Genomic DNA, 23,300 nt, shown 5'->3' with positions numbered 1-23,300 from the left:
GACCGTTGGTAGAGAAGCGGCAATACTTATGCTGATGCTCGCTCGCTTCTGCTGAGTTCTAATGGGCGCGCGCCCCAGCCGAGGTCTTGCTTAGAAAAGCGAATGCGATTAACGCGGGAAACGCGAGTGCGATTAATCTGGAAAGCGCGTGTGTGTGTTTCGGCTCCGAACGTTGACCCCTTTCGGCGTCCAACATTGGCTCCAGCGTGCAATGGGTTTCGACGGCTGTTCGAACGCTTGAGTGATCTGCAAAGCGGACATTCAGACTCTCCTTGGGTCGCTCTTTTTTGTTTGCGCTAAGCAACGCTTGCGGAGCGACTCTATGAGCCCGACACGAGAGTCTGAATGTCAGTCGGGATCATCTATGTGCTGGATCGTCTCAACTTGGAGGTCTGCTTCTCGAGGCCACGGCGGGCTGAATGCACGCAACCGGCGGCGGGCAATTCTCGATCGCACTCGATCAGCAGGCTTGGCTTGGTCGGGAAAAACCTCTTGAGGCTCCAGCGAGCCGCGCTGTCATTGCGAGCGCAGGGAAGCAATCCAGACTGCTTCCGCGGAGGCGGTCGGGATTGCCGCGTCGCTTCGCTCCTCGTAATGACGGGGAGCGAGCCTGCACCCCTTAGTGCCCCCTGGCGTGGCGGTCGAACGCGCTCAAGACCGCCAGCGTCATTGCCTCGACGCCGGTCTCGATGGTCGGCTTCGGCACCGGCGCGAACAAAGGCGAGTGGTTGGCGGGCAGTTGCGGGCCAGTGTCATTGCGGGCGGCGGCGACGCGCTCGGGCTCGTAGACGCCGATGTTGAAGAACATCGAGGGCACGCCCGCGTTGATGAACTCCGAATAGTCCTCGCTCGGCGTGCCCGGCGGCGAGGTGCGGAATTTGTCGCCGAATGCGGTTTTCAACACCTTCTCGGCAGTCCCGACCACCTCTGCATCATTGACCACGGCCTTGGCGCCTTCGGTGATCTTGATCTCGGGCTCCGGAGCGTTCGACATCGCGGCCACCGCCTTTGCGGTGCGCGCGATGCCTTCGAGCATCTTGGCGCGCACCTCCGGCTTGAAGGTTCTGATCGTGCCGAACAGGACGACATCGTCGGGGATGATGTTCTCCGCGGTGCCGCCATGGATCGCGCCGATGCTGACCACGCCGAATTCGGTCGGGTCCTTTTCGCGGCTGATCACGCTCTGCACATCCACGACAAAGCGCGAAGCCATCATCACGGGATCGATGGTCGCCTGCGGCACCGCGCCATGCCCGCCGCGGCCGCGGAATTTGACGTAAAGGCTGTCGGAATTCGAGGAGCCGACGCCGACCCGATAGAGCACGGTGCCGTAGGCGAAGGGCCCGTCATGCAGCGCGAAGCCGAAATCGGGCTTTGGAAAGCGCGTGAACAGGCCATCCTCCAGCATCGCCTTGGCGCCTGAGCCGATCTCTTCGGCAGGCTGGCCGATGAACATCAGCGTGCCCTTCCACTGGTCCTTCAGGCCGACCAGCGTCTTTGCAGCGCCGATCCAGCTCGCCATGTGGATGTCGTGGCCGCAGCTATGGTCCACGAAGGTTTCGCGGCCCTGCCAGATGGTCTTGTCGTGGCTCGCATAGGGCAGGCCGGTTTTCTCCTCCATCGGCAGCGCGTCGAGCTCGGTGCGCACCATGATGGTTGGGCCGTCGCCGTTCTTGTAGATCGCGACCAAACCGGTCTTGCCCACATGCTCGGTGACCTCGAAGCCCAGCGCGCGCATTTCGGCGGCAAGCTTGGCGGCGGTCTTTTCCTCCTGGAAGGCGATCTCGGGGTGGGCGTGGATGTCCTTGTAGAGCGCGTCGAGCTTCGGGTAGTCGCTCTCGAGCGACTTCTCGATTTTCGTCTTCAGGGCGGGGCCGTCGAGCTCCGCATGGGCATATTGGGGCAACGACGCGCTTAGCGCCGCCGAGGCGAGCAACGCCGCAAAGTACCTGCTCATAATAAAAACCCTAGACTAAGTCTCGGGCGTTTCCGCCCAAAACATCCCGGTGCATTCGGCCGCCATAAAAATGGAAGAACGGCACGTCAGCATCGTGCCGGAGGGGCCCGGTGGCAAGCCGCTTCTGCAATTCGCCCAGGACATTCTTGGTCATTGCATGCAGATCGGCCAGCGGCTGCGAGCCGAGCTCGACCCAAACGAGTTCCACCAGCTCGGCATCAGCATGCACCACGCCCTCGACGCGGTGGGTGATGGCCGACGCATCGGCGGTAAAAAAGCGGGTGTCGAAGCGGCGCACACGGCCGGGCGGGGTGATCGCGCGCGCGATCAGGAACAACCCGGATGGATCGGGCAGCAGGCCCGCATCCGCAAACGGCTTCCAGGCACCCTCAAGCTTAGGTAGCGCGCTCTCGGTCTTGCGTCCAAGGCACAGGCCGGTCTCCTCGCAGGCCTCGCGGATCGCAGCGATCGCAAGCGATTTGGCGCGCGCCGCATTGATCTTCGGGCTGCCCTTGAGGAGATTCGTCTCCAGCTCGTTCGAAATGGGTGCAGCCACTGGCACGCGGTTGTCGGTCTTGTCGACGCGGCCGCCCGGGAAGACGAACTTGCCGGGCATGAACACGACCTTGTCGTGACGCTTGCCGACCAGCACTTTCGGAATGGGACCCGCGCGATCGACCAGGATCAGGGTCGCGGCGTCCTTCGGCCGGTAATAGGGATGGTGGTCGGCCTCTTTCTCTTCCGGCTTTTCCGCTTGTTGTGCTTTCGCTGTATCAGTCATTTCCATCCCGCGAAATTCTTTCTCTTATCGTTGGATTTGGCCACGCTGGCGGATCATCATTATAGCCTTCTTCGCTGTCATCGAAGCCGTGCATACGCAGAGCCCATTGCAGACCGACAACGGCTCCTTTAACCGGCTGCAGCAGCAAGAGCGAGAGGATCAGCGTCACCGGCAGGTAAATCGATAATTGGAGCGCGACCGGCGGCGAATATTCGGTTTCGATCATCAACGCCAGCGGCACCACGAGATGGCCGACAATGACGATGACGAGATAAGCCGGCAAGTCGTCGGCGCGATGCGGGGTGAAGTCGAGGCCACAGGCCGAGCAATTATTGGCAACCTTCAGGTACGCGCGAAACAGCTTGCCCTCGCCGCAGCGCGGACAGCGGCCACGGAAGCCGCGCTTCATCGCAAGCCAGAGGTCGCGCTTTTCGACAGGAGCGGCTGCGATGCCGTCGCGGGTCCACACTTCCGTGGTGTGCTTGGTGCCTTCCATGGCTAGCCTCTGTTGCTCTTGCCCCGCTTGCCGCCGCCTTTCTTGTTCCTGCCGGGCTTCGTCCGGTCCTGCTTGCGATCCTTCTTGCGCGCGGCGCGGCGCAGTTGCGCCTCGCGCATTCTGCCGGCATCGCGCCTTCGTTCGCGGGGCGCAACCTCGCCCTCGGAGAGCAGTTCAAAGCGCAAGGCGCCTGCAATCGGCTGAGCTTCGACCAGACGGACGTCGACGACATCCCCCAACCGGTGCGTGGCACCGCTGCGCGAGCCGATCAAGGCGTGGCGGGTCTCGTCGTAATTGTAGTACTCGCTGCCAAGTGAGCGGATCGGGATGAAACCGTCGGCGCCGGTATCACTGAGCTTCACGAACAGGCCGGCGCGGGTGACGCCGGAAATCCGGCCCTGGAAGGTCGCCCCGATCCGGTCGGCGAGGTGATGGGCGATCAGCCGGTCGGCGGTCTCGCGCTCGGCCTTCATGGCGCGGCGTTCGGTTGCGGAAATCTGGGCTGCGATCTCGCTCAATGTTTCCAGCGACTCGCCGTCGGGGAGGGCGCCTTCGCCAAGACCAAGGCCGCGGATCAGCGCGCGGTGCACGATCAGGTCGGCATAACGGCGGATCGGCGAGGTGAAATGCGCATAACGGCGCAGGTTCAGGCCGAAATGGCCGTAATTCTCGGCCGAATATTCCGCCTGCGCCTGCGAGCGCAGCACGACCTCGTTGACGAGCTGCTCATAGTCCTGGCCCTGGACCTGCGCGAGCACGCCGTTGAACAGCGAAGGCCGCAGCGAGCCGCCTTTGGCGAAGGGAAGATCGAGCGTGCGCAGGAACTCCTGCAACGCCTGCACCTTCTCCACGCTCGGTTCGTCATGCACGCGATAGATCAAAGGCAGCGCCTTCTTCTCCAGCATCTCGGCGGCTGCGACATTGGCGAGGATCATGAACTCCTCGATCAATTTGTGCGCATCGAGCCGTTGCGGCACGACCACCCGATCGACCGTGCCGTCGGGCTTCAGAAGGATCTTGCGCTCGGGAATGTCGAGATCGAGCGGATCGCGCTCCTCGCGCGCACGCTTGGCCGCCGCATAGGCCGCATAAAGCGGCTTCAGGATGGGATCGAGCAGGGGACCCGTGGTGTCATCGGGGCGTCCGTCGATCGCGGCTTGCGCCTGTGCGTAATGCAGCTTCGCGGCCGAGCGCATCAGGATGCGGTGAAAACTGTGCGAGCGCTTGCGCCCATCAGCGCCGATCACCATGCGCACGGCGAGCGCGCCGCGCGGCTCGCCCGGCACCAGCGAGCAGAGATTGTTGGAGATGCGCTCCGGCAGCATCGGCACCACGCGGTCAGGGAAATAGACCGAGTTGCCGCGAACGAGTGCGTCGCGGTCGAGCGCCGAGCCGGGGCGGACATAGAAGGCGACGTCGGCGATGGCGACATTGACGATGAAGCCGCCCTGGTTCTTGGGGTCGGGATCGGCTTCTGCATGCACCGCGTCGTCATGGTCCTTGGCGTCGGGCGGATCGATGGTGACGAGCGGCACCTCGCGCCAATCCTCGCGGCCCTTCAGCGTCGCTGGCCTGGCCTCTTCGGCCTCCGCCAGCGCCGCCTTCGAAAACGCAAGCGGGATTTCGTGGGCGTGGATCGCGATCAGGCTGATCGCCTTTTCCGACTTGATCGGGCCGAGCCTCTCCTTCACCCGTGCTGAGCCGAGGCCGAAAATACGGGTACGGACTAGGTCGACGCTGACGAGGTCACCGTCCTGCGCACCATGTTTGTCCGCTTCCGCAATGTTCAGCTCGCGTCCGGCCTGCTTGCGGTCGATGGGGACGAGCCGGCCGCCGCCGTCGGGCAGGCTTCGGAAGATGCCGAGCGTCCGGCCCTTGGCATGATCCAGCACCTTGATGATGCGGCCACGATAGGCGGCGCCATCGGCCTCATCCGAGAGCTCGACGCGGAGCAGCACGCGGTCGCCGACACCGCCCGTGGCGGCCGGCCGTGCCTTGCGAGCGAGATGAATGCGGATCTTGGGCGGTTCGCCGTTTTCGACCTCGTCCCATTCGGTGGGCGTCGCGATCAACTCGCCGTCGCGGTCGCGGCCGGTGACGTCGGCGACCAAGGTCGGCGGCAGCGCCGAGGTCTCGCTGATCTTCCGTCCCTGCTTCCGGATAGTGCCGTCGTCGGCGAGCTCGCGTAAGAGGCGTTTCAGTTCGACGCGATCGGCGTTCTTCAGGCCGAATTCGCGGGCGATCTCCTTGGTCCCGACCTTGCTGGGATTGTTGCTGATGAAGGCGACAATGGCCTTTCGGTCTGGAAAGCCATTGTCAGGGGTTTTCTTCACCTGTTTCAGCGTGCCTTTCCGGCGCTCTTCTTCGCCTCGGTCTTAGGAGTGGCTGCAGGCTTGGCTGCGGACGTCTTGGCCGCCTTTGCCACCGGCGCGCGCGCCTTGCTGGCGGCGTCGGACTTCGGCTTGGCAGTCGTCTTCTTCGCCGCCTTCTTAGGCGGCTTCGCCGCATCTGCCTCGTCCGAGGCGGCTGCCTTCGAGGCCTTCGCTGATTTGGTCTTCGCAGCCTTGGTCTTCCCCGGCTTGGTCTTCTCGGGCTTGGTCTTCGCAACCTTGCCCTTACCGCCGCCCTTGGCCGCGCGCTCGTCGATCAGCGCGATTGCCTGTTCGAGGGTGAGGCTGTCCTTCTCGAACTCAGCCGGAATGGTGGCATTAACGCCGCCGGCCGTGACATAGGCCCCGTAGCGGCCGTTCTTCAGCGCGACCGCGCCGAGGCTCGGATGATCACCCAGCGCCTTGCCGGGATCCGAACCGAAGCGCCGGCTCGGCCCCTTCGCAGCCTTCTCGGCGATCAGGGTCACGGCACGGTTGAGACCGATGTCAAAGACCTCGTCGCCCGCTTCCAGGCTCGCATAGGTCTTGTCATGGCGCACGAACGGCCCGAAGCGGCCGATACCGGCCGTGATCGGCTGTCCGGTCTCCGGATGCTTGCCGATCTCGCGCGGCAGCGACAACAGTTTCAGCGCGAGCTCAAGTTCGACATCCGCGGGCGAGGTGCCCTTGGGGATGCCGGCGCGCCGGGGCTTTTCACCCTCCGCATAATCCTTCTGCTCGCCGAGCTGGATGTAGGGGCCGAATCGCCCAGCCTTGACGGTGACATCGAGCCCGGAATCGGGGTCCTGGCCCAGCACGCGATCGGCGCTGGCCTCGCTGTCGGCGGCGAGCGGGCGGGTGTAGCGGCACTCCGGATAGTTCGAGCAGCCGACAAAGGCCCCGAACTTGCCGGCCTTCAGATGCAACTTGCCATTGCCGCAGGTCGGGCACTGGCGCGGGTCGCCGCCATCCGCGCGCGGTGGATAGATGTGCGGGCCCAGCATTTCGTCCAGCGCCGACAGCACTTCGGCGACGCGCAGCTCCTTGATGTCGTCGACGGCGCCGATGAAGTCGCGCCAGAAATCCTTCAGCACCTGCTGCCAGGAAATCTCATTGTTGGAGATGCGGTCGAGCTGCTCCTCGAGATCAGCCGTGAAGTCGTACTCGACATAGCGGCGGAAGAAGTTTTCCAGGAACGCAATGACGACGCGGCCCTTATCGTCGCCATAGAGCCGCTTCTTCTCCAGCCGCACATAGCCGCGATCCTTCAGAACCTGCAGGATCGAGGCATAGGTCGAGGGTCGGCCGATGCCGAGCTCTTCCATGCGCTTGACGAGCGAGGCTTCCGAGAAGCGCGGCGGCGGCTCGGTAAAATGCTGGGTGACGGCAAGGTCCTTGCGTTTGAGGTTCTCGCCCTGGCTCATGGCGGGCAGGCGGCCGTCCTCCTCGTCGCCGTCGTCGTCATGGCCTTCCTGATAGAGCGCGAGAAAGCCGTCGAACTTGATGACCTGGCCGGTGGCACGCAGCTCCAGCATGCGCGAGCCGGCCTTTGCGGTGATGTCGACGGTGGTGCGCTCGAGCTCGGCGGATTCCATCTGGCTCGCAATGGTGCGCTTCCAGATCAGCTCGTAGAGCCGCGCCTGGTCGTTATCGAGCTTGCGGCGCATGGCGTCCGGCCGCCGCGTCATGTCGGTCGGACGGATCGCTTCGTGCGCTTCCTGCGCGTTCTTGGCGCGGGTCTGATACTGGCGCGGGGCATCCGGCACATAGGCATTGCCGTAGTCCTCGCCGACCACCTTGCGCGCCTGGGTGATGGCCTCGTTCGCAATCTGCACGCCGTCGGTACGCATATAAGTAATGAGACCGGTGGTCTCGCCGCCGATATCGATACCTTCATAGAGGCGCTGGGCGATGCGCATGGTGTGCGCCGGGGCAAAGCCGAGCTTGCGGCTTGCTTCCTGCTGCAGGGTCGAGGTCGTGAAGGGTGCCTGCGGGTTGCGCCGCGCGGGCTTGGCATCGACCGTGGTGACGGTGTAACCGGCCGTTTCCAGCGCTTTCTTGAACTCCTCGGCCTCGGCACCCGAGCCGATGTCGAGTCTCTGGATCTTCTTGCCGTCGGCGCCGACCAGTCGCGCCTCGAAGGCCTCGCCGCGCGGAGTCAACAGCGTCGCGACCAGCGACCAGTATTCGCGGGCAACGAACTTCTCGATCTCCATCTCGCGGTCGCAAACCAGCCGTAGCGCCACCGACTGCACGCGGCCGGCCGAGCGCGCGCCCGGCAGCTTGCGCCACAGCACGGGGGAGAGGGTGAAGCCGACCAGATAATCCAGCGCGCGGCGCGCCATATAGGCATCGACCAGCGCGCCGTCGATCTGGCGCGGGCTCTTCATGGCGTCGGTGATCGCTTGTTTGGTGATCGCGTTGAAGACCACGCGCTCGATCTTCTGGTCCTTCAGCGCGCGCTTTTCCTTGAGAACCTCCAGCACGTGCCAGGAGATCGCCTCGCCCTCGCGGTCAGGGTCGGTCGCCAGGATCAGGCGGTCGGCGCCCTTCAGGGATTTGGCAATGTCATTGAGCCGGCCGGCCGCCTTGGCGTCGACCTCCCAAATCATTTTGAAATTGTCCTCCGGATCGACCGATCCGTTCTTTGCTGGGAGGTCGCGGACATGGCCAAACGAGGCCAGAACCTCATAGGACGAGCCCAAATATTTGTTGATCGTCTTGGCTTTCGCCGGCGACTCCACAATGACGATATTCATGTAATTCCAGTGACTTACGGGAGAACATGGGGCGATTTCCTGAAGATTCGAACCGCACCCTTCCGGCCCGAACATGGGTGCAGCGGGCCCCTCTGTCAAATCGCCAGATGTTGAAAGTAGGGCGGGGCAATGGAACCCCACCTCATGTCGGTTGTAAAATGCGCCCTATAAGTTGCGCTCTCAATGGGAGTATCTGCAAAGAAATGCACGCAACGAAAGCTCTTCACGCCGCCGGGCGCCGCGCGCGCTTCGCGGAGGGCCGTGGCTTTAGGTCGATATCACCGACTTTCAACAGCCGGCCATCCTCGGCTCGGAGTTCAAGCGTCCTGACCGGCGCGCCGGTCTTCCGATCGACCATGATGGTCGCTATCTGGTCCGGATGGGCGTCGAATGCCTCGCTCCACTGCCGCAGCGCGACCAGGATCGGAAACACGCCGCGCCCTTTATCGGTCAGGACATATTCCTGATAGGCGCTGCCGTCGGCGGCGGGCACGGTAGACAGGATTCCTTCATCCACCAGCATCCGCAGCCGCGTGGACAGGATGTTCTTGGCGAGCCCCAGGCTCTTCTGAAACTCGCCAAACCGCCGCAGGCCCATCAGGGCGTCGCGGATGATCAGCATCGACCACCAGTCGCCGATCACGTCAAGCGCGCGTGCAACCGGGCAGCCATCGCCTGCAAAACTCGTTCGTTTCACCATGGCCCTTAAATATGCGCTTTCCGGCCCGTCTCGGCGGCCATCACGGGCTTGTGTAGTTGCATTATAGGACTGGATACCCTAGATCGCAAGCATCGAGTTTAATGATTAAACCATATATCGGATGGAGGCAGCTATGAGGCTCGCTAACAAGACGGCATTGATCACTGGCGGCAACAGCGGCATCGGGCTTGCGACCGCGAAGCTGTTCGTGGCCGAGGGCGCCAAGGTGACGGTCACCGGTCGCAACAGGGACACGCTCGAGGAAGCGGCAAGGGAACTGGGGCCGAACGCGCTCGCGGTGGTGGCCGATGCCACCGATATCGCGGCCACCGAGGCCGCGATCAAGAAGGCGGCGGAGAAATTCGGCAAGCTCGACATCGTATTCGCCAATGCCGGCATTCCCGGCGATACGCCACTTGGCGCCACCTCGCTGGAAGCCTTCGAGAAAGTGTTGAGGACCAACATCACCTCGGTGTTCTTCACCGTGCAGTCGGCGCTGCCTTATCTGAATGACAACGCCTCGATCATCCTCAATGGCTCGGTGATCTCGGTGCTCGGCAATCCCGGCTATTCCGCCTATGCGGCCAGCAAGGCCGGCGTGCGCGCGATGGCGCGGGTGATGGCTTCCGAACTGTCGCCGCGCGGCATCAGGGTGAATGTCGTGGCACCGGGCGGCGCGCGCACACCGATCTGGAACGGCCGGGCCCCGACTGCGGACGCTTTTGCCGTGCTGGAAAAGCGTATTTCGATGACGACGCCGCTCGGGCGGATGGCCGACGCCGATCATATCGCCAAGACGGTGCTATTCCTCGCCTCTGACGATGCGGCCCACGTGCAGAGCGCGGAGATCTTTGTCGACGGCGGCGCCACCGGCTCGCCGGCCGGCGCACCGATCTTCCGCGGTTGAGCTCGGGAATCCGGTTTTGAAACGTATCATCGGCCGGTGCGCGCATGGAAGCTCCAGCGGGCCGCGCCGGCCGATGTTGTTTTGTCGACGAGATTTCGCGGGCCAACCTTGAGCGTCGCTGCAAAGACAATTTTTACGGTCGGGGATTTTTAAGAAGAAGAATTGGAGTGTCCGGCGATGCCGAAGGCCATTCATTCATTCCCATCGCTAGCCGTTCCACCCGTTGCGATTGACCAAACCGACAAGCAGTCCTCTCATTTCGGCAGTTACGAGTTTGTCTCGGTTGCGCTGTTTTCTATTGTTGGATTTCTCATCTCGCTCGTTGCGATCATCCTCGGCATGAAGATCGGCTGGTACTGATCCCGCTGCCGCCCAGTCGCAAGCGGCAGCGGGTTCGTTCGCACCTATGCCGCGCGTAGCGCGGTCACGGCCTCAAGCGCGCCTGCGAGCGCCTTTTCGCGTTGTCCCGGCCCAGCCTGGATGCCGTCAGCCGAGATGAACTCGGGCGCCGTCACGCCGATGAAGCGGAACACGCCGCGCAAATAGGATTCGAGATGCTCTAGCGCCGCCGCGGGCATGCCGGGGCCGTAGAAGCCGCCGCGCGAGATCGCCACGATCACACGCTTGTTGCCGACCAGTCCCTCAGGTCCGTTCTCGTCGTATTTGAAGGTCTTGCCGACGATGACGATGCGATCGATCCAGGCCTTGAGCTGGCTTGAAACGGTAAAATTGTACATCGGGGCGCCGAGCACCAAGGTGTCTGCGGCCAGGAACTCTTCGAGGACGGCCTGGCTCGTGGCGACGTCTTGCTGCACGGACAGGTCCGAGTTGCCGGCGCCTTGCGCCGCCGCAAGGTGTGCTCCGGAAAGGTGTGCCAAAGGAGTAGCACTGAGGTCACGATAGGTGAGCTCGAGATCGGGGGTCGCCTGGCGTAGCCTCTCGACAATGGCGGCGGACAGTTGCCGGCTGACGGAGTGGGGGCCGAGCACGCTGGAATCGATGTGAAGGAGTTTTTTCATCTGGACGGTCACCTTGGTGTAGGATTGTAACTGGCGCTATATGAGTGACCGTCCAGAAATCACGCAAGAACGCACTTTTTTGAAACACAGGCACATTCTTGAAACCTGAGCACAGCAGAGTTCCTTCTCTCCCACCGCCTCCGGATCCGCAGCATGCGGATTGCCGCGGCGTCGCTTCCATTCTCGCACGGGTCGGCGACAAGTGGAGCGTCTTCGTCATCATGATGTTGTTCGACGGGCCGAAGCGTTTCAACGAGATCAAGCGCATGATCTCCGGCATCTCCCAGCGCATGCTGACGTTGACGCTGCGCGGTCTGGAGCGCGATGGCTTGGTGACGCGCACCGTCTTCCCGACCATTCCGCCACGGGTCGATTATGAGCTGACCGATCTCGGGCGCGGCCTGAGCCAGCCAGTGATTGCGCTCGGCATGTGGGCCCAACAGCATCAGGCCGAGATCGAATCCGCACGAGCCCGCTTCGATGGACGCAAGGACGCGGCCGAATAGTCAGATAAGCGACACTAGGCCGCCGCCGTGACGCTCGAGCTTGCCGGCAAGCTCGAGCTCGAGCAGCACGGTGCGCACCACGGCGGGCGACAGCTCCGCCATCCGGATCAGATCGTCGATCGACACCGGTGTCGGCCCGAGCAGGCCGACGATGCGCATCCGCTCGACGCTTTCCGGTTCGTCGGCGAGGTCATCGCTGTCGTCCTCGCGCAGCTGCAGCGGTGGCGGCCGCTCCATGATCGGCGCCACCGCCTGGATGATGTCGTTAGCCTCGGTGACCAGCGTCGCGCCCTGCTTGATCAGCCCGTTGGTGCCGGCCGCGCGCGGATCAAGCGGGGAACCCGGCACGGCAAACACTTCGCGGCCCTGTTCGGCCGCCATGCGCGCCGTGATCAGCGAGCCCGAGCGCTGCGCGGCTTCGACAATGACCACGCCTAGCGAGGCGCCGGAGATCAGGCGGTTGCGGCGGGGGAAATCCCGCGCCCGCGGCTCGTGGCCGAGCGGCATTTCCGAGATCGCCGCGCCCCCGGCCTCGATGATCGCGGCGAGAAGGCTCTCATGCTCGCTTGGATAGATGCAGTCGTGCCCGCCGGCCAGCACCGCGACCGTCCCGCTTGCGATGCTTGCGCGATGCGCCGCCCGGTCGATGCCGCGTGCGAGTCCGGAAATGACGATGAAGCCGGCTTCGCCGAGGTCATGGGCGAGGGCTTGCGCGAATTTCAGCCCGGCGGCTGAGGCGTTGCGCGAGCCGACGATCCCGATCATGGGCTGCATCAATGTATCAGCCGCTCCGCGCACGGCGAGCAGGGGAGGCGCATCGTCGATCGTGCCGAGCCGCGCCGGATAGCCTGCTTCGCCCGGTACCAGCAGGCTGATGCCGTGCCTTGCACAGGCCAAAAGCTCGGCGCGTGCCTCGTCCTCGCCGCAGATCCGCAGGCGGCCCGCGCCGCCCCGGCGCGCCAGCCCCGGCAGCCGTTGCAGCGCCTCCTGCGCGCTGCTGCAATGGGCCAGCAGCGAGCGAAAGGTGCGCGGCCCGACATTCTCCGAGCGGATCAGCCTGAGACGGTCGAGCCGCTCGGCGTCGGTGATTTCGATCTCAGTGTTGGTGGCGTCCACGCGAGCTCTCCTTGCGTCGCCACCATGACGCAACCTGAGCGCGCAGGGAAGGGGATTGTGCTTCGTTCGAAAGCTTAAGGCGCCACCTTTGCATTCGTGGACCCGCCGGCGTCGAGGGCATGGCGCACCGTGCCGTCGGCCTTGGCGTCGTTCAGGAATTGAGCGGCCCACGCTCCGGCCGCAGCGTGACCTTTGGGTACGACGACGACAACACCGGTCGATTGCACGATGTCGTCCAGCACGCGCGTGCCGGGAAGTTTCCGCGACAGGTCTTCCACCGCTTCGGTGCCCATGGCGAGCGCATCGAGCTCGCTTTTGCCAATCAATTCCGCCGCGGCTTCGGGCTTTGCAAAGGTCGTGACGGTGGCGTGTTTCAATGATTTCGCGACCGTGCGCGACGTCGATGTGCCCTCGATGCAGCCGACCCGGATGCCGTCGCGATCGACATCCGCGCCCACGCGAATGTCGGAGCCGGCGCGCACCAGGTAACTGCTGGTGTAGGCCACATAGGCAGGCCCCTGGTCCACGAACTGCGCGCGCCGGGCCTCGGCCGGCATGAACGAGATATCCCATGCATCCTTGCTGCCGGCGGCTGCGATGTCGTCGGAGCTCAGATACTCCACGAGCTGCAGCGGCACGTGCAGCCTGTCGGCGGCGGCCTTGGCGAGCTCGACGGTTACGCCACGGGGCTTGCCGCTCGCCGGATCGCGTGTGGCCCAAAAGGCCGAGGCCGCGGGACCGACCGCGACCGCCACGCGGAGCGCGCCCGTGGGCGCGATATCGTGCGCGTTCTGCGCTGCCGCCTTGAAGGCGCAGGTCGCGACGAGCAGCGAGGTGACGGCAATCAAACTGGTTCGCAACATCATCGCATCTCCCGAGGTCCGCGATCTTAACCCGGTCGAGGGGTTCTTCAACGTTGTGATCAGCCGGATGACGGAGTTTTGGGTTGCTAGCGCCGCGCCGACGTGATCGCTAACATCCGGCATTATCGCAAGGAGCACGCGCCATGATCTCTCTGTCCGACCTCACGCGCCGCATCGATCGTGGCGAGCTGTCGCCGGAGGCGGCGCTGGCGGAGTCGCTTGGGGTCATCGAGGCACAGGAGCCGACCATCGGCGCCTTTGTCCACCGTGCGAGGAATCCGCGCGCTGCAGGCGAGGGGCCTCTGCGCGGCATTGCCGTCGCCATCAAGGATATCATCGACACCTCGGACCTTCCGACCGAGATGGGCTCTTCGATCTACAAAGGCTGGCAGCCGCGCGCTGACGCGTCCGTCGTGATTATGCTCAAGCGCGCTGGTGCCACTGTCGTGGGCAAGACCACGACCACCGCCTTTGCCGCGCTCGATCCGACCGCCACGCTCAATCCGCGCAACCATGGCCACACGCCGGGCGGCTCCTCCGCAGGCTCGGCGGCGGCGGTGGCGGCCGGCATGGTGCCGCTGGCGCTCGGCACGCAGACTGCGGGCTCGGTGATCCGGCCCGCTTCGTTCTGCGGCGTAGCGGCCATAAAGCCGTCCTACCGGCTGCTGCCGTCGGTCGGCGTCAAATGCTACTCGTGGACGCTGGACACGGTTGGCCTGTTCGCCGCCGGCGTCGAGGACCTCGCGGTTGCGCTCGCGGCCATGACCGAACGGCCGGAGCTCGCGCGTTACCCGCTGACAGAGCCGTTGCGGATTGGTGTGGTCACGCAGGATTTCGCCGGCTCCGTCGAGGCAGCGAGCGATGCCGCCTTGCGCATCGCCGCCGCAGCCGCCGACAAGGCTGGCGCCGGTGTCCGCGTGCTCGAGCTTGCCGAGGTTTTCGCCGAGGCTTGGGACGCCCAGGCCATCATCCAGGATTTCGAGGCGCATCGCGCGCTGGCCTGGGAATACCAGACCCACCACGACGAGATCGCGCCCAAGCTGCGGGCCAAGATGGACGAGACCGCGGGCATCGCACCGTCCGCGCATGTCCAGGCGCTGGCGGTGGCAAACCGCGCCCGCGCTGCCTTCGATGGCGCGCTGGCCGATGCCGACGTCATCCTCACTTATTCTGCGCCTGGCGTGGCGCCGAAGGGCCTCGCCTCGACCGGCGAGCCGCGCTTCAACCGGCTCTGGACCTTGCTGGGCGTGCCCTGTGTCAACGTCACGGCCGATATCGCCGATGGCGGCCTGTCGGTCGGCGTCCAGATCGTCGCCCGCTTCGGCGAAGATGCAAAGGCGCTCGCCGCAGCACGCTTTCTTGAGGACGCGCTGCGGAAGTAACGGCTCGCCTACACCAATTCGGGTGCGAGCGAAGTCTGCACCGGAACGGACTCCTGCGGCGCCGGGGCCGGCTTTGAGCCCCCCCGCAACCAGCGATCGGCGGCGGTTCGTCCGCTCCGGTGCAAGGCCATGACGAAGGCGCGCCCGAGATCGACGGCGCTGCGCTGGGCGAGCCCCTCGATCTCGTCCTCCGCCGCGATCCGCGCAATCCGCGGGACGAGCGCGCCGAGGCTTTCCGCCCATTGCAAGGCCGCGAGCTCGGCGTTCAGCGCGGTGGCGGCGGTGATCTGGTCGAGCCGGCGGTCGATCGCGGCGCCTGTGATCGGCACGTAACTGTCGCGCGATGGCGTTGCCTGGACGACCAGGAGATTGGCAGCGGAAGACTCCTGGACCAAGGCGACCAGCGGCGGGTTGGCCGCATAGCCACCATCCCAATGGGCGTCGCCGTCGATATCGACAGCGCAATGCACCAGCGGCGGACAGGTCGAGGCCAGCACCACGTCGGCGGTCAGCTCCGAATTGCGGAACAGGCGCGCCGCGCCGTCGCGCACTCGGGTCGCCGCGATCAGGAGTTTTGGCGCGTCAGGTGCCCGCAGTGCATCGAAATTGATGTGCTTTGCCAGCACGCGTCGCAAGGGATCGAGGTCGAGCGGATCGAACTGGCCGGAGCGCAGCGCGGCGCCGAAAGCGACCGAGCTTCCCGCCGGCGAGAAGCCGCCAAGCAGCATCAGCGAGCGGAACGAGGCCTCGTTCACCATCCGGTTCCAGAATTGCGCAAGACGCGAGCGTGCGCGCTCGCGACCGCCTTCGGCGAGGCCGGAGGCGAGCAGCACGGCATTGACGCTGCCGGCGCTGGCGCCGCTGATCGCATCGAACGCGCAATTCGGCTCTTCCAGCAGCCGTTCCAGCACACCCCAGGTGAAAGCGGCAAACGAGCCGCCGCCCTGCAGGGCCAGAGACAACCTTTGCGGCGGCCAGCTTGACGGCGGCGCATCCCTGGTTTCAGGCACGACGGGCTTTGCAGGCGGCGGAGGCGCGGCAACGTGCTGCGTCACCACGCGTGCAGATTTGGCTTCTGCAACCGCGGGCGGCACTTGCACAACTTCCGCCGGCTGCTCCGGCGATTTTGCGGCGTCGGGCGTCTCGCTTGCGGCCGGCCGGCTGTCAGCCGTCGACCAGATATTGACCGCGGCGAGCAACGCGCTCGTTCCGCTGCGGAACACGGCAGCGCCCGTTTCAGGCGAAGCGGCGCGGTCTTGTTCAAACCCCCGATCCGCGCCTGATGAATCGTTCTGGTTCATCTTCGGCAACCAATTGACGCGAACTACCCCGCATCAAAATGACAGGCGCAAAATCGTTCCGCCAGCGTCTCACACGGTTTGCGAACAGGATTTGCGGCGGTGTGGTAACTTTGTCGCGGCGCTGATGTGGCGGCGTCATCCGCGGCGGTGCGCAGCCGAACCCGGAATGACGGCAGTGATTACTTCTGCCCGATCTTACCCTCAGTTCTCGCCCGCAGCCGCTGGATGTTGGCGCGGTGCATGTAGATCAGCAACAGCGTCAGCACGGCGAACAGAGCGGCGAGCGCGGGATGGCCCAACAACAACAGAAACAGCGGCGCGACGATGCTTGCGACCAGCGCGGCGAGCGAGGAGTAGCGCGTCAGCAAGGCGACGGCTAGCCAGATCACGCAGAAGACGATCGCGCCCGGCCAGAACAACCCAAGCAAGATGCCGATATAGACGGCCACCCCCTTGCCGCCCTTGAATTGCAGCCAGACCGGGAAAAGGTGGCCCAGAAAAGCGCCGAGCCCAGCCAGCATCGCCGCGTCAGGCCCGCCAATTGAGCCGGCGATGATCACGGCAGCCGTGCCCTTGAGCGCATCGAGCACGAGTGTCCCAACCGCCAACCCCTTGCGGCCGGTGCGCAGCACATTGGTGGCGCCGATATTGCCCGAGCCGATTGAGCGCAGGTCGGGCGTGCCCGCAAGCTTGGTCAGTATCAGTCCGAACGGGATCGAGCCGAGCAGATAGCCGATCACGATCGCGAGGGGCAGGGCAACTTCAGGTCCCATTGCAGCGGCTCCCGAAACCTATTTGCCGTGCGTCACACATGCTCATAGACCGTGCGGCCGCCGACGATGGTGCGCACCACGCGGCCCGAGAAGCGCGCTTCATCGAAGGGCGTATTCTTGCACAGCGACTTCAGATCGGCCGGATCGACGATCCAGGGCGTATCGGGATCGATCACGATCACGTCCGCTGGAGCACCCGGGCGAAGCGAGCCAGACGGCAGCCCCATGAGCTCGGCCGGGCGGGTCGACATGGCGCGGATCAGCGTCTTCCAGTCCATGTCGCCATTGTGGATCAGCCGCAAGGCAGCCGGCAACATGGTTTGCAGGCCGACCGCGCCGGAGGCGGCCTCCGCAAACGGCAGCCGCTTGACCTCGACATCCTGCGGATTGTGATCGGACATGATGACGTCGATCAACCCCGAAGCCACCGCCTGTACCAGCGCCTGCCGGTCGGTCTCCGTGCGCAGCGGCGGGGCAAGTTTCAGGAAGGTCCGGTAAGGGCCAATGTCGTTTTCGTTCAACGCGAGGTGATTGATCGAGACGGAGGCGCTGACGGAGAGGCCGGCATCGCGGGCGCGCTTCAGGATGTCGAGCGACGCGATGCAGGACAGTGACGCCGCGTGATAGCGACCGCCGGTCAGCGCGACGAGGCGCATGTCACGCTCCAGCATCACCGCTTCCGCCGCATCCGGAATGCCCATCAGCCCTAGCCGCGCGGCGAACTCGCCCTCGTTCATCACGCCTTCGCCGACGAGATCGGGATCCTCGGTGTGATGCACGATCAGGGCGTCGAAATCGCGGGCGTAGGTCAGGGCGCGGCGCATGACCTGCGCATTCGTCACGCTCTTCGCGCCATCGCTGAAGGCGACAGCGCCGGCCGCTTTCAACAGCCCGATCTCGGTCATCTCATGGCCGGCGAGGCCTTTTGTCAGCGCCGCCATGGGATGGATATTGACGATCGCGGTGTCGCGGGCGCGGCGCAACACGAAATCGACCGTGGCCGAATTGTCGATCACGGGCTCGGTGTCGGGCTGGCAGATGATGGTGGTGATGCCGCCGCTCGCAGCCGCCTGGCTCGCAGACGCAAACGTCTCGCGATGGCTGTAGCCGGGCTCACCGACGAAGGCGCGCATGTCGACGAGGCCGGGCGCGACGATCTTGCCGCCGCAATTGACGATGTCGGTGCCTTCGGGCACGCCGGCCGCGCCGATGCCGCGTCGCATCTCGCGGACCAGGCCGTCCGCAATCAGCACGTCTCCGGGGCCGTCGAAATCGCGCGACGGATCGACCACGCGTGCATTCGCGAGCAGGATCGGGCGGCGGTCGGTCAGCATCGGCATGGGGTAGTCTTTTGTTGCTGCATGTTCTTGTCGGAAAACCGGTGTCCACTTTTCGCTGACGCGGCCGTGTCGGTCCGGATCATGCGCTACGCGTTAGGTAAGTTGCGGGCGAGCGCTTCGAGAACCGCCATGCGCACGGCGACGCCCATCTCAACCTGCTCGCGGATTAACGACTGCGCGCCGTCGGCCACGATGGAGTCGATCTCGACGCCGCGGTTCATCGGTCCCGGATGCATCACGAGCGCATCGGGCTTGGCGTAGGCGAGCTTCTTCTGGTCGAGCCCGAAATAGTGGAAATATTCGCTGGAGGACGGCACGAAGGAGCCGTTCATGCGTTCGCGCTGCAGGCGCAGCATCATCACAATATCGGCGCCTTCCAGCCCCTCGCGCATGTCGCGCGCGACCTCGACGCCCATCCGCTCGATGCCCATAGGCAGGAGCGTGGAGGGCGCCACCACGCGCACCCGCGCGCCCATGGTGTTGAGCAGGAGGATGTTGGAGCGCGCCACGCGTGAGTGCAGCACGTCGCCGCAGATCGCGACCTTGAGCCCCTCGATCCGGCCCTTGTTGCGGCGGATGGTGAGCGCATCGAGCAGCGCCTGGGTCGGGTGCTCGTGCGCGCCATCGCCGGCATTGATCACGGAACCGTCAACCTTGCGCGCCAAAAGTTCCACCGCGCCCGACGCATGGTGCCGTACCACCAGGATATCAGGGTGCATGGCGTTCAGCGTCACGGCGGTGTCAATCAGCGTCTCGCCCTTGCGCATGGAGGAGGAGGAGACCGACATGTTCATGACGTCGGCGCCCAGGCGTTTGCCCGCGATTTCGAACGACGATTGCGTGCGGGTCGAGGCCTCGAAGAAGAGGTTGACCTGCGTGCGCCCCCGTAAGGACGTGCGCTTCTTGTCGATCTGGCGGTTGAGCTCGACATATTCTTCTGAAAGGTCGAGCAGGCCGGTAATGTCGGCAGCGGAAAGGCCCTCGATTCCCAGCAAATGCCGGTGACCGAGGACAAAGGTCGATTTCGTTGGCGATGTCATTAAAGCGAGAGCTATAGGCGGGGATGGGGGGTAGGGCAAGGGCCAATGGCAGTCACAAGAGTTATCCCCCGATCAGTCGCGGACAGCGTGAACGAGGATTTGCCGGTGCGGCCGCAATCAGGCTCGTGCCATTCCGCCGTCATTCCGGGGCGATGCGCAGCATCGAACCCGGAATCTCGGGATTCCGGGTCTGGTCCTTCGGACCATCCCGGAATGACGGAGCAACTGACGATCACACGAGCTAACCTCGCCATGCAAGCTGCTATCCTTATCAGCTTGATCGGCCAGGTGACGTCGCTCCACGCCCAGCCGCTACCAGGCGATTTCGTCTATCTTCGCGACATCGACCCGACCATCATCCAGGACATCCGCTACGCCACATCTAACAATTTCACCGGCCACCGCCTTGCGGGCTACGATGCTCCTGAATGCGTGGTGAAGCGCGAGGTGGGGCTTAGGCTCAAAGCCGTTCAGCAAGAGCTGGCCAAGCAAAATCTCTCCCTGAAAATGTTCGATTGCTACCGGCCGACCCGCGCAGTTGCCGACATGGTCACCTGGTCGAAGAACGGCAAGGAAACGGCAGCGGAACACCGCTACAATCCGTCATTTGCCAAGGCCGACCTGTTCCGTCGCGGCTTTATCGCCCACCATTCCGGCCATTCCACGGGTGCCGCGCTGGACTTGACCCTGGTCGACCTCAAAGTCGACAATTCGGCCGTCTTTGATCCGAACAAGGACTATGCCGATTGCACGGCGCCGGAGGCTGCGCGGGCGCCGGAGGGCAGTGTTGACATGGGCACGGGTTACGACTGTGCGGATCCCAGGGGGTATACGGCGGCAACCTCGATCACGCCGGCCCAGCGGCGCTGGCGCGGCCTCCTTGTCGCCGCCATGGGGCGGCAAGGCTTTGTGAACTATGCCAAGGAGTGGTGGCACTTTTCGCTGCCGGGCGTGGGCAGGGCAGCCTATGATTTCCCGATTTCGCCGCGCCGGCAGTGACTCCCGGACAGGAAAACGGCCATGACCAAGCCCGCCTTTGCCACGCATGAGGTGTTCAACCAGTCGCCGCCGTTCGAGGATGTGGATCTCTTCACCCTCGATGCGCCGCTGGTCGCAGCAGTCGCGGCCAATGGTGGCGCCGATGCCACCTCGGAACTCTCCGAGTTCGGCAAGCATTGGGGCTCGGCTGCGATGGCCGCGCGCGGTCGGCTCGCCAATGAGAACACGCCGAAGCTCAGGACGTTCGACTCGCGCGGCAACCGCCGCGACGAGATCGAGTTTCATCCATCCTATCACGAGTTGATGGCGCATTCGGCCCATGCCGGCGTGCATAATTCGACATGGACGGCCGACGGCCGCCCCGCGGGCGCGCCGAGCGAGGTGGTGCGCGCGACAAGGTTCTATATCGCGTCGCAAGTCGAAACCGGCCATCTCTGCCCGATCACCATGACGCGCGCCTCGATCGCGGCGCTGGCTACACAGCCGGACCTGCTCGCCAAGGTGATGCCTGTGATTTCGCAAGCCGCCTACGATCCGACCTTTGCGCCATACTGGACCAAGCGCGGCATGACGCTCGGCATGGGCATGACGGAGAAGCAGGGCGGCACCGACGTGCGCGCCAACATGACCCGCGCGGAGCGGACTGGTGACGGCTACCGCATCACCGGCCACAAATGGTTCATGTCGGCGCCGATGTGCGACGCGTTCCTGGTGTTGGCTCAGGCCGAGGGCGGGCTCACCTGCTTCTTCATGCCGCGCTTTGCGCCCGACGGCTCCGTCAACGCCATCCAGTTCCAGCGTCTCAAGGACAAGCTCGGCAACCGCTCCAATGCTTCGTCGGAAGTCGAATTCATCGGCGCCCATGCGACGCCGGTTGGGGAAGAAGGCAAGGGCATCCGCACCATCATCCAGATGGTGCAGCTGACGCGGCAGGATTGCGCGATTGCCTCCGCCGGCCTGATGCGCTCGGGGCTTGCGCATGCGCTGCATCACACACGCCATCGCAGCGTATTCCAGAAGCATCTCGCCGATCAGCCGCTGATGCGGGCGGTGCTTGCCGACATGGCGCTGCATGTGGAAGCGACGGTTGCGCTGGTCATGCGGCTCTGCCGCGCCTTCGACCGCACGCCATCGGATGCCCGCGAGGCCGCCTATATGCGGCTGCTGACGCCTGCCATCAAATACTGGGTCTGCAAGAGCGCACCGCCGTTTCTCTACGAGGCCATGGAGTGCCTCGGCGGCAACGGCTATGTGGAAGAGGGCATATTGGCGCGACATTATCGGGAATCCCCCGTTAATGCGATCTGGGAAGGCTCGGGCAATGTGATGTGTCTCGACGTCTTGCGTGCCTTGTCGCGCGAGGCGGATGCGGCGCTTGCGGTGCTGCGCGAGCTTGCCGAGGAAACGCAGGGCTTGCCGGGAGCAGGCGAGGCGGTCGCCTTCATCGGCCAGACCTTCCGCCGGCCGGACAGTGAGCGCGTCGCGCGCCTTGCGGTGGAGAAGCTGGCGCTGCTTGCCGCCGCCGCCGCGCTGAGCAAGGCCGCGCCGCGGAGTGCAGAGCTGTTCGCCGCAACGCGGCTTGCAGCCAATCACACCGCCATGTATGGCGCGGTCGATCTCGCCAATGACGATGTGCGCGTGCTTCTGGAACGGGCGCTGCCGTGAACCGAGAAATGAAAGCCGACTAATGGATTCCCTTACCCCCGAAACTTCACCCGAGCTTGCTGCCTCCGCGCCGCCCAGGCGGCATGTCTGGAAATTCTGGGGCACCGCGCTGTGGGGCGTGTTCGCCTTTGCCGCACTGTTCGCCGGCCAGGCCCTGGTGCTGGTCTATGAGGTTTTGCGCAACCGCGAAGCGACCGACATCGCCGAAACCGTGCGCGCCGCCGCCAGCAGCGGGCTGACCATCTCGCTGTCGGTCATCATGGGCCTGCCGGCGGTGGTTGCCGCGCTGTGGTTTGCGATCAGCTTCACTGACACGTCCTTCGCCAACTATCTCGCGCTGCGCCGGACATCCTGGAAGAATCTCGCAATCGGCATCGTCGGCCTCGTGGCCGTGATTGGGATCTGGGAGGTGTTGTCACGTGTGTCGGGTCACGAATCCGAGCCCGGATTCATGGTGGATGTGTTGAAGTCCGCGCGCGCCGACGGTGCAGTATTGCTTCTCACCGTGGCCTTCTGCGTCGCCGCGCCGATCTCGGAGGAGTTTTTTGCCCGCGGCTTTCTTTATCGCGGCTGGTCCGAGACGCGGCTCGGCCCTATCGGTGCCATCGTGCTGTCGTCGCTGGTGTGGACCGGACTGCATCTGCAATACAACTGGTTCTTCTTCGGCGAGGTGTTCACGCTCGGTCTGTGGTTCGGCTACCTGCGCTACCGCAGCGGCTCGATCTGGCTGACTATCGTGCTGCATGGCCTGAACAATCTTGCTGCGGTCGCGCAAACGATCTGGCTCGCGGGGCAGGGCTAGCTATCTGTTCAAATTCGCCAGCCGGTCGAGCGCGCCCTGCAGGATGAAGATCGCGGCGTGCTCGTCGATCACCTCGGCGCGCTTGGCGCGGCTGACGTCCATGCCGATCAATTCGCGCTCCACTGCCGCGGTCGAGAGACGCTCGTCCCACAGCGCGATTGCAAGCTCGGTCAGTTGCGCCAGGTTGCGGGCAAAGGCGCGGGTCGATTGCGCGCGGGGGCCTTCGCTGCCGTCCATGTTGATCGGCAATCCCAGCACGAAGCCGGCCGCCTTCCGCTCCGCGGCGACGGCGAGCAGGCGGGCGGCGTCAAGCTTGAACGCCTTGCGCTTGACCGTCTCGACCCCGATCGCGAGCCGGCGATCGGGATCGGATACGGCAACGCCGATGGTCTTGGTGCCGAGGTCGAGCCCAATCAGCGCACCGCGCGCGGGCCAATGCGTGATCGCTTCGGTCAGGGGAAGGATTGGAGCGGGCATGGCGCGGCATAACATGTGCCGGCAGGCCGAGGCAAAGCCGCAATGCGC

At 64.6% G+C, this 23,300-nt stretch carries 21 protein-coding genes; 7 read left to right on the top strand and 14 right to left on the bottom strand.

The genetic code is table 11. The features are described 5' to 3' along the window. Window positions 1-619 precede the first annotated feature (619 nt). From A3AI_RS0110705 to A3AI_RS0110680, 6 genes are all read right to left on the bottom strand, one after another. Window positions 620-1,957, bottom strand: coding sequence for an amidohydrolase (locus A3AI_RS0110705; RefSeq protein ID WP_024515573.1), 1,338 nt, complete (start codon window positions 1,955-1,957; stop codon window positions 620-622). A gap of 10 nt (window positions 1,958-1,967) precedes the next feature. Next, window positions 1,968-2,738, bottom strand: a complete 771-nt coding sequence (locus A3AI_RS0110700; protein WP_024515572.1) for an NUDIX hydrolase — start codon at window positions 2,736-2,738, stop codon at window positions 1,968-1,970. Then, complete coding sequence (locus A3AI_RS0110695) at window positions 2,731-3,234, bottom strand: DUF983 domain-containing protein (protein ID WP_024515571.1); 504 nt, start codon at window positions 3,232-3,234, stop codon at window positions 2,731-2,733. The genes A3AI_RS0110700 and A3AI_RS0110695 overlap by 8 nt, the downstream gene beginning before the upstream one ends. A gap of 2 nt (window positions 3,235-3,236) precedes the next feature. Further along, window positions 3,237-5,567 carry a ribonuclease R gene (rnr, locus tag A3AI_RS0110690; protein WP_024515570.1) on the bottom strand — a complete coding sequence of 777 codons (2,331 nt, stop codon included), beginning with the start codon at window positions 5,565-5,567 and terminating at the stop codon, window positions 3,237-3,239. A 5-nt stretch (window positions 5,568-5,572) separates the two neighbouring features. Further along, a complete protein-coding gene (gene topA / locus A3AI_RS0110685) occupies window positions 5,573-8,362 on the bottom strand; it encodes a type I DNA topoisomerase (RefSeq protein WP_024515569.1) in 2,790 nt (929 codons plus the stop codon). Between the two features lie 223 nt (window positions 8,363-8,585). Further along, window positions 8,586-9,062: a winged helix-turn-helix transcriptional regulator gene (locus tag A3AI_RS0110680; protein WP_024515568.1), complete on the bottom strand. Its 477-nt coding sequence runs from the start codon at window positions 9,060-9,062 to the stop codon at window positions 8,586-8,588. A 133-nt stretch (window positions 9,063-9,195) separates the two neighbouring features. Between A3AI_RS0110680 and A3AI_RS0110675 the strand changes: the two genes are divergently transcribed. Together A3AI_RS0110675 and A3AI_RS0110670 are read left to right on the top strand one after the other, a co-directional pair. Continuing rightward, entirely contained in the window at window positions 9,196-9,969 is a 774-nt protein-coding gene (locus A3AI_RS0110675; RefSeq protein WP_024515567.1) for an SDR family oxidoreductase, read from the top strand. Between the two features lie 177 nt (window positions 9,970-10,146). Continuing rightward, complete coding sequence (locus tag A3AI_RS0110670; RefSeq protein ID WP_024515566.1) at window positions 10,147-10,329, top strand: hypothetical protein; 183 nt, start codon at window positions 10,147-10,149, stop codon at window positions 10,327-10,329. A 44-nt stretch (window positions 10,330-10,373) separates the two neighbouring features. On the opposite strand, the gene A3AI_RS0110665 is transcribed toward A3AI_RS0110670, so the two are convergent. Further along, window positions 10,374-10,988, bottom strand: a complete 615-nt coding sequence (locus A3AI_RS0110665) for an FMN-dependent NADH-azoreductase (RefSeq protein WP_024515565.1) — start codon at window positions 10,986-10,988, stop codon at window positions 10,374-10,376. 98 nt (window positions 10,989-11,086) lie between these two features. Between A3AI_RS0110665 and A3AI_RS0110660 the strand changes: the two genes are divergently transcribed. Then, window positions 11,087-11,494 carry a winged helix-turn-helix transcriptional regulator gene (locus A3AI_RS0110660; RefSeq protein ID WP_024515564.1) on the top strand — a complete coding sequence of 136 codons (408 nt, stop codon included), beginning with the start codon at window positions 11,087-11,089 and terminating at the stop codon, window positions 11,492-11,494. Here the strand turns inward: A3AI_RS0110660 and dprA are convergent, their stop codons facing one another. Beyond that, complete coding sequence (gene dprA, locus A3AI_RS0110655; protein WP_024515563.1) at window positions 11,495-12,610, bottom strand: DNA-processing protein DprA; 1,116 nt, start codon at window positions 12,608-12,610, stop codon at window positions 11,495-11,497. It lies immediately after the preceding gene. 74 nt (window positions 12,611-12,684) lie between these two features. Beyond that, a complete protein-coding gene (locus A3AI_RS0110650; protein ID WP_245286865.1) occupies window positions 12,685-13,476 on the bottom strand; it encodes a transporter substrate-binding domain-containing protein in 792 nt (263 codons plus the stop codon). A 140-nt stretch (window positions 13,477-13,616) separates the two neighbouring features. Here A3AI_RS0110650 and A3AI_RS0110645 point away from each other — a divergent pair, with 140 nt between their 5' ends. Next, window positions 13,617-14,855, top strand: a complete 1,239-nt coding sequence (locus tag A3AI_RS0110645) for an amidase (RefSeq protein WP_024515561.1) — start codon at window positions 13,617-13,619, stop codon at window positions 14,853-14,855. A gap of 8 nt (window positions 14,856-14,863) precedes the next feature. Here A3AI_RS0110645 and A3AI_RS0110640 read toward each other — a convergent pair whose 3' ends face one another. From A3AI_RS0110640 to A3AI_RS0110625, 4 genes are all read right to left on the bottom strand, one after another. Next, window positions 14,864-16,156: a patatin-like phospholipase family protein gene (locus A3AI_RS0110640; RefSeq protein ID WP_024515560.1), complete on the bottom strand. Its 1,293-nt coding sequence runs from the start codon at window positions 16,154-16,156 to the stop codon at window positions 14,864-14,866. Window positions 16,157-16,335: 179 nt separating this feature from the next. Beyond that, window positions 16,336-16,929 (bottom strand): glycerol-3-phosphate 1-O-acyltransferase PlsY, encoded by a 594-nt coding sequence (gene plsY / locus A3AI_RS0110635; protein ID WP_024515559.1) that lies wholly within the window; start codon window positions 16,927-16,929, stop codon window positions 16,336-16,338. Between the two features lie 32 nt (window positions 16,930-16,961). After that, window positions 16,962-18,263, bottom strand: coding sequence for a dihydroorotase (locus A3AI_RS0110630; protein ID WP_024515558.1), 1,302 nt, complete (start codon window positions 18,261-18,263; stop codon window positions 16,962-16,964). A 92-nt stretch (window positions 18,264-18,355) separates the two neighbouring features. Next, entirely contained in the window at window positions 18,356-19,309 is a 954-nt protein-coding gene (locus tag A3AI_RS0110625) for an aspartate carbamoyltransferase catalytic subunit (protein WP_024515557.1), read from the bottom strand. A 252-nt stretch (window positions 19,310-19,561) separates the two neighbouring features. On the opposite strand from A3AI_RS0110625, the gene A3AI_RS0110620 reads away from it, so the two are divergent. From A3AI_RS0110620 to A3AI_RS0110610, 3 genes are read left to right on the top strand one after another with little or no spacing between them, the layout of a single operon-like run. After that, window positions 19,562-20,308: a M15 family metallopeptidase gene (locus A3AI_RS0110620; RefSeq protein WP_024515556.1), complete on the top strand. Its 747-nt coding sequence runs from the start codon at window positions 19,562-19,564 to the stop codon at window positions 20,306-20,308. A 21-nt stretch (window positions 20,309-20,329) separates the two neighbouring features. Continuing rightward, window positions 20,330-21,973: an acyl-CoA dehydrogenase family protein gene (locus A3AI_RS0110615; protein ID WP_024515555.1), complete on the top strand. Its 1,644-nt coding sequence runs from the start codon at window positions 20,330-20,332 to the stop codon at window positions 21,971-21,973. Window positions 21,974-21,995: 22 nt separating this feature from the next. Then, entirely contained in the window at window positions 21,996-22,775 is a 780-nt protein-coding gene (locus tag A3AI_RS0110610; RefSeq protein WP_024515554.1) for a CPBP family intramembrane glutamic endopeptidase, read from the top strand. Here the strand turns inward: A3AI_RS0110610 and ruvX are convergent, their stop codons facing one another. Next, window positions 22,776-23,252 (bottom strand): Holliday junction resolvase RuvX, encoded by a 477-nt coding sequence (gene ruvX, locus A3AI_RS0110605; RefSeq protein ID WP_024515553.1) that lies wholly within the window; start codon window positions 23,250-23,252, stop codon window positions 22,776-22,778. Window positions 23,253-23,300 lie beyond the last annotated feature (48 nt).

Origin of the sequence: Bradyrhizobium sp. Tv2a-2, from assembly GCF_000472425.1 — a bacterium.
Lineage (GTDB): Bacteria > Pseudomonadota > Alphaproteobacteria > Rhizobiales > Xanthobacteraceae > Bradyrhizobium.
This window is presented reverse-complemented; position numbering and strand designations above follow the sequence as displayed.

Coding starts and splice junctions, on each gene's coding strand:
- A3AI_RS0110695 (WP_024515571.1), bottom strand. CDS start 3,234: ATGGAAGGCACCAAGCACACCACGGAAGTGTGGACCCGCGACGGCATC.
- A3AI_RS0110640 (WP_024515560.1), bottom strand. CDS start 16,156: ATGAACCAGAACGATTCATCAGGCGCGGATCGGGGGTTTGAACAAGAC.
- A3AI_RS0110615 (WP_024515555.1), top strand. CDS start 20,330: ATGACCAAGCCCGCCTTTGCCACGCATGAGGTGTTCAACCAGTCGCCG.
- ruvX (WP_024515553.1), bottom strand. CDS start 23,252: ATGCCCGCTCCAATCCTTCCCCTGACCGAAGCGATCACGCATTGGCCC.
- A3AI_RS0110705 (WP_024515573.1), bottom strand. CDS start 1,957: ATGAGCAGGTACTTTGCGGCGTTGCTCGCCTCGGCGGCGCTAAGCGCG.
- plsY (WP_024515559.1), bottom strand. CDS start 16,929: ATGGGACCTGAAGTTGCCCTGCCCCTCGCGATCGTGATCGGCTATCTG.
- A3AI_RS0110700 (WP_024515572.1), bottom strand. CDS start 2,738: ATGACTGATACAGCGAAAGCACAACAAGCGGAAAAGCCGGAAGAGAAA.
- A3AI_RS0110630 (WP_024515558.1), bottom strand. CDS start 18,263: ATGCTGACCGACCGCCGCCCGATCCTGCTCGCGAATGCACGCGTGGTC.
- A3AI_RS0110625 (WP_024515557.1), bottom strand. CDS start 19,309: ATGACATCGCCAACGAAATCGACCTTTGTCCTCGGTCACCGGCATTTG.
- A3AI_RS0110645 (WP_024515561.1), top strand. CDS start 13,617: ATGATCTCTCTGTCCGACCTCACGCGCCGCATCGATCGTGGCGAGCTG.
- A3AI_RS0110610 (WP_024515554.1), top strand. CDS start 21,996: ATGGATTCCCTTACCCCCGAAACTTCACCCGAGCTTGCTGCCTCCGCG.
- topA (WP_024515569.1), bottom strand. CDS start 8,362: ATGAATATCGTCATTGTGGAGTCGCCGGCGAAAGCCAAGACGATCAAC.
- A3AI_RS0110665 (WP_024515565.1), bottom strand. CDS start 10,988: ATGAAAAAACTCCTTCACATCGATTCCAGCGTGCTCGGCCCCCACTCC.
- A3AI_RS0110620 (WP_024515556.1), top strand. CDS start 19,562: ATGCAAGCTGCTATCCTTATCAGCTTGATCGGCCAGGTGACGTCGCTC.
- A3AI_RS0110670 (WP_024515566.1), top strand. CDS start 10,147: ATGCCGAAGGCCATTCATTCATTCCCATCGCTAGCCGTTCCACCCGTT.
- A3AI_RS0110680 (WP_024515568.1), bottom strand. CDS start 9,062: ATGGTGAAACGAACGAGTTTTGCAGGCGATGGCTGCCCGGTTGCACGC.
- A3AI_RS0110675 (WP_024515567.1), top strand. CDS start 9,196: ATGAGGCTCGCTAACAAGACGGCATTGATCACTGGCGGCAACAGCGGC.
- A3AI_RS0110650 (WP_245286865.1), bottom strand. CDS start 13,476: ATGATGTTGCGAACCAGTTTGATTGCCGTCACCTCGCTGCTCGTCGCG.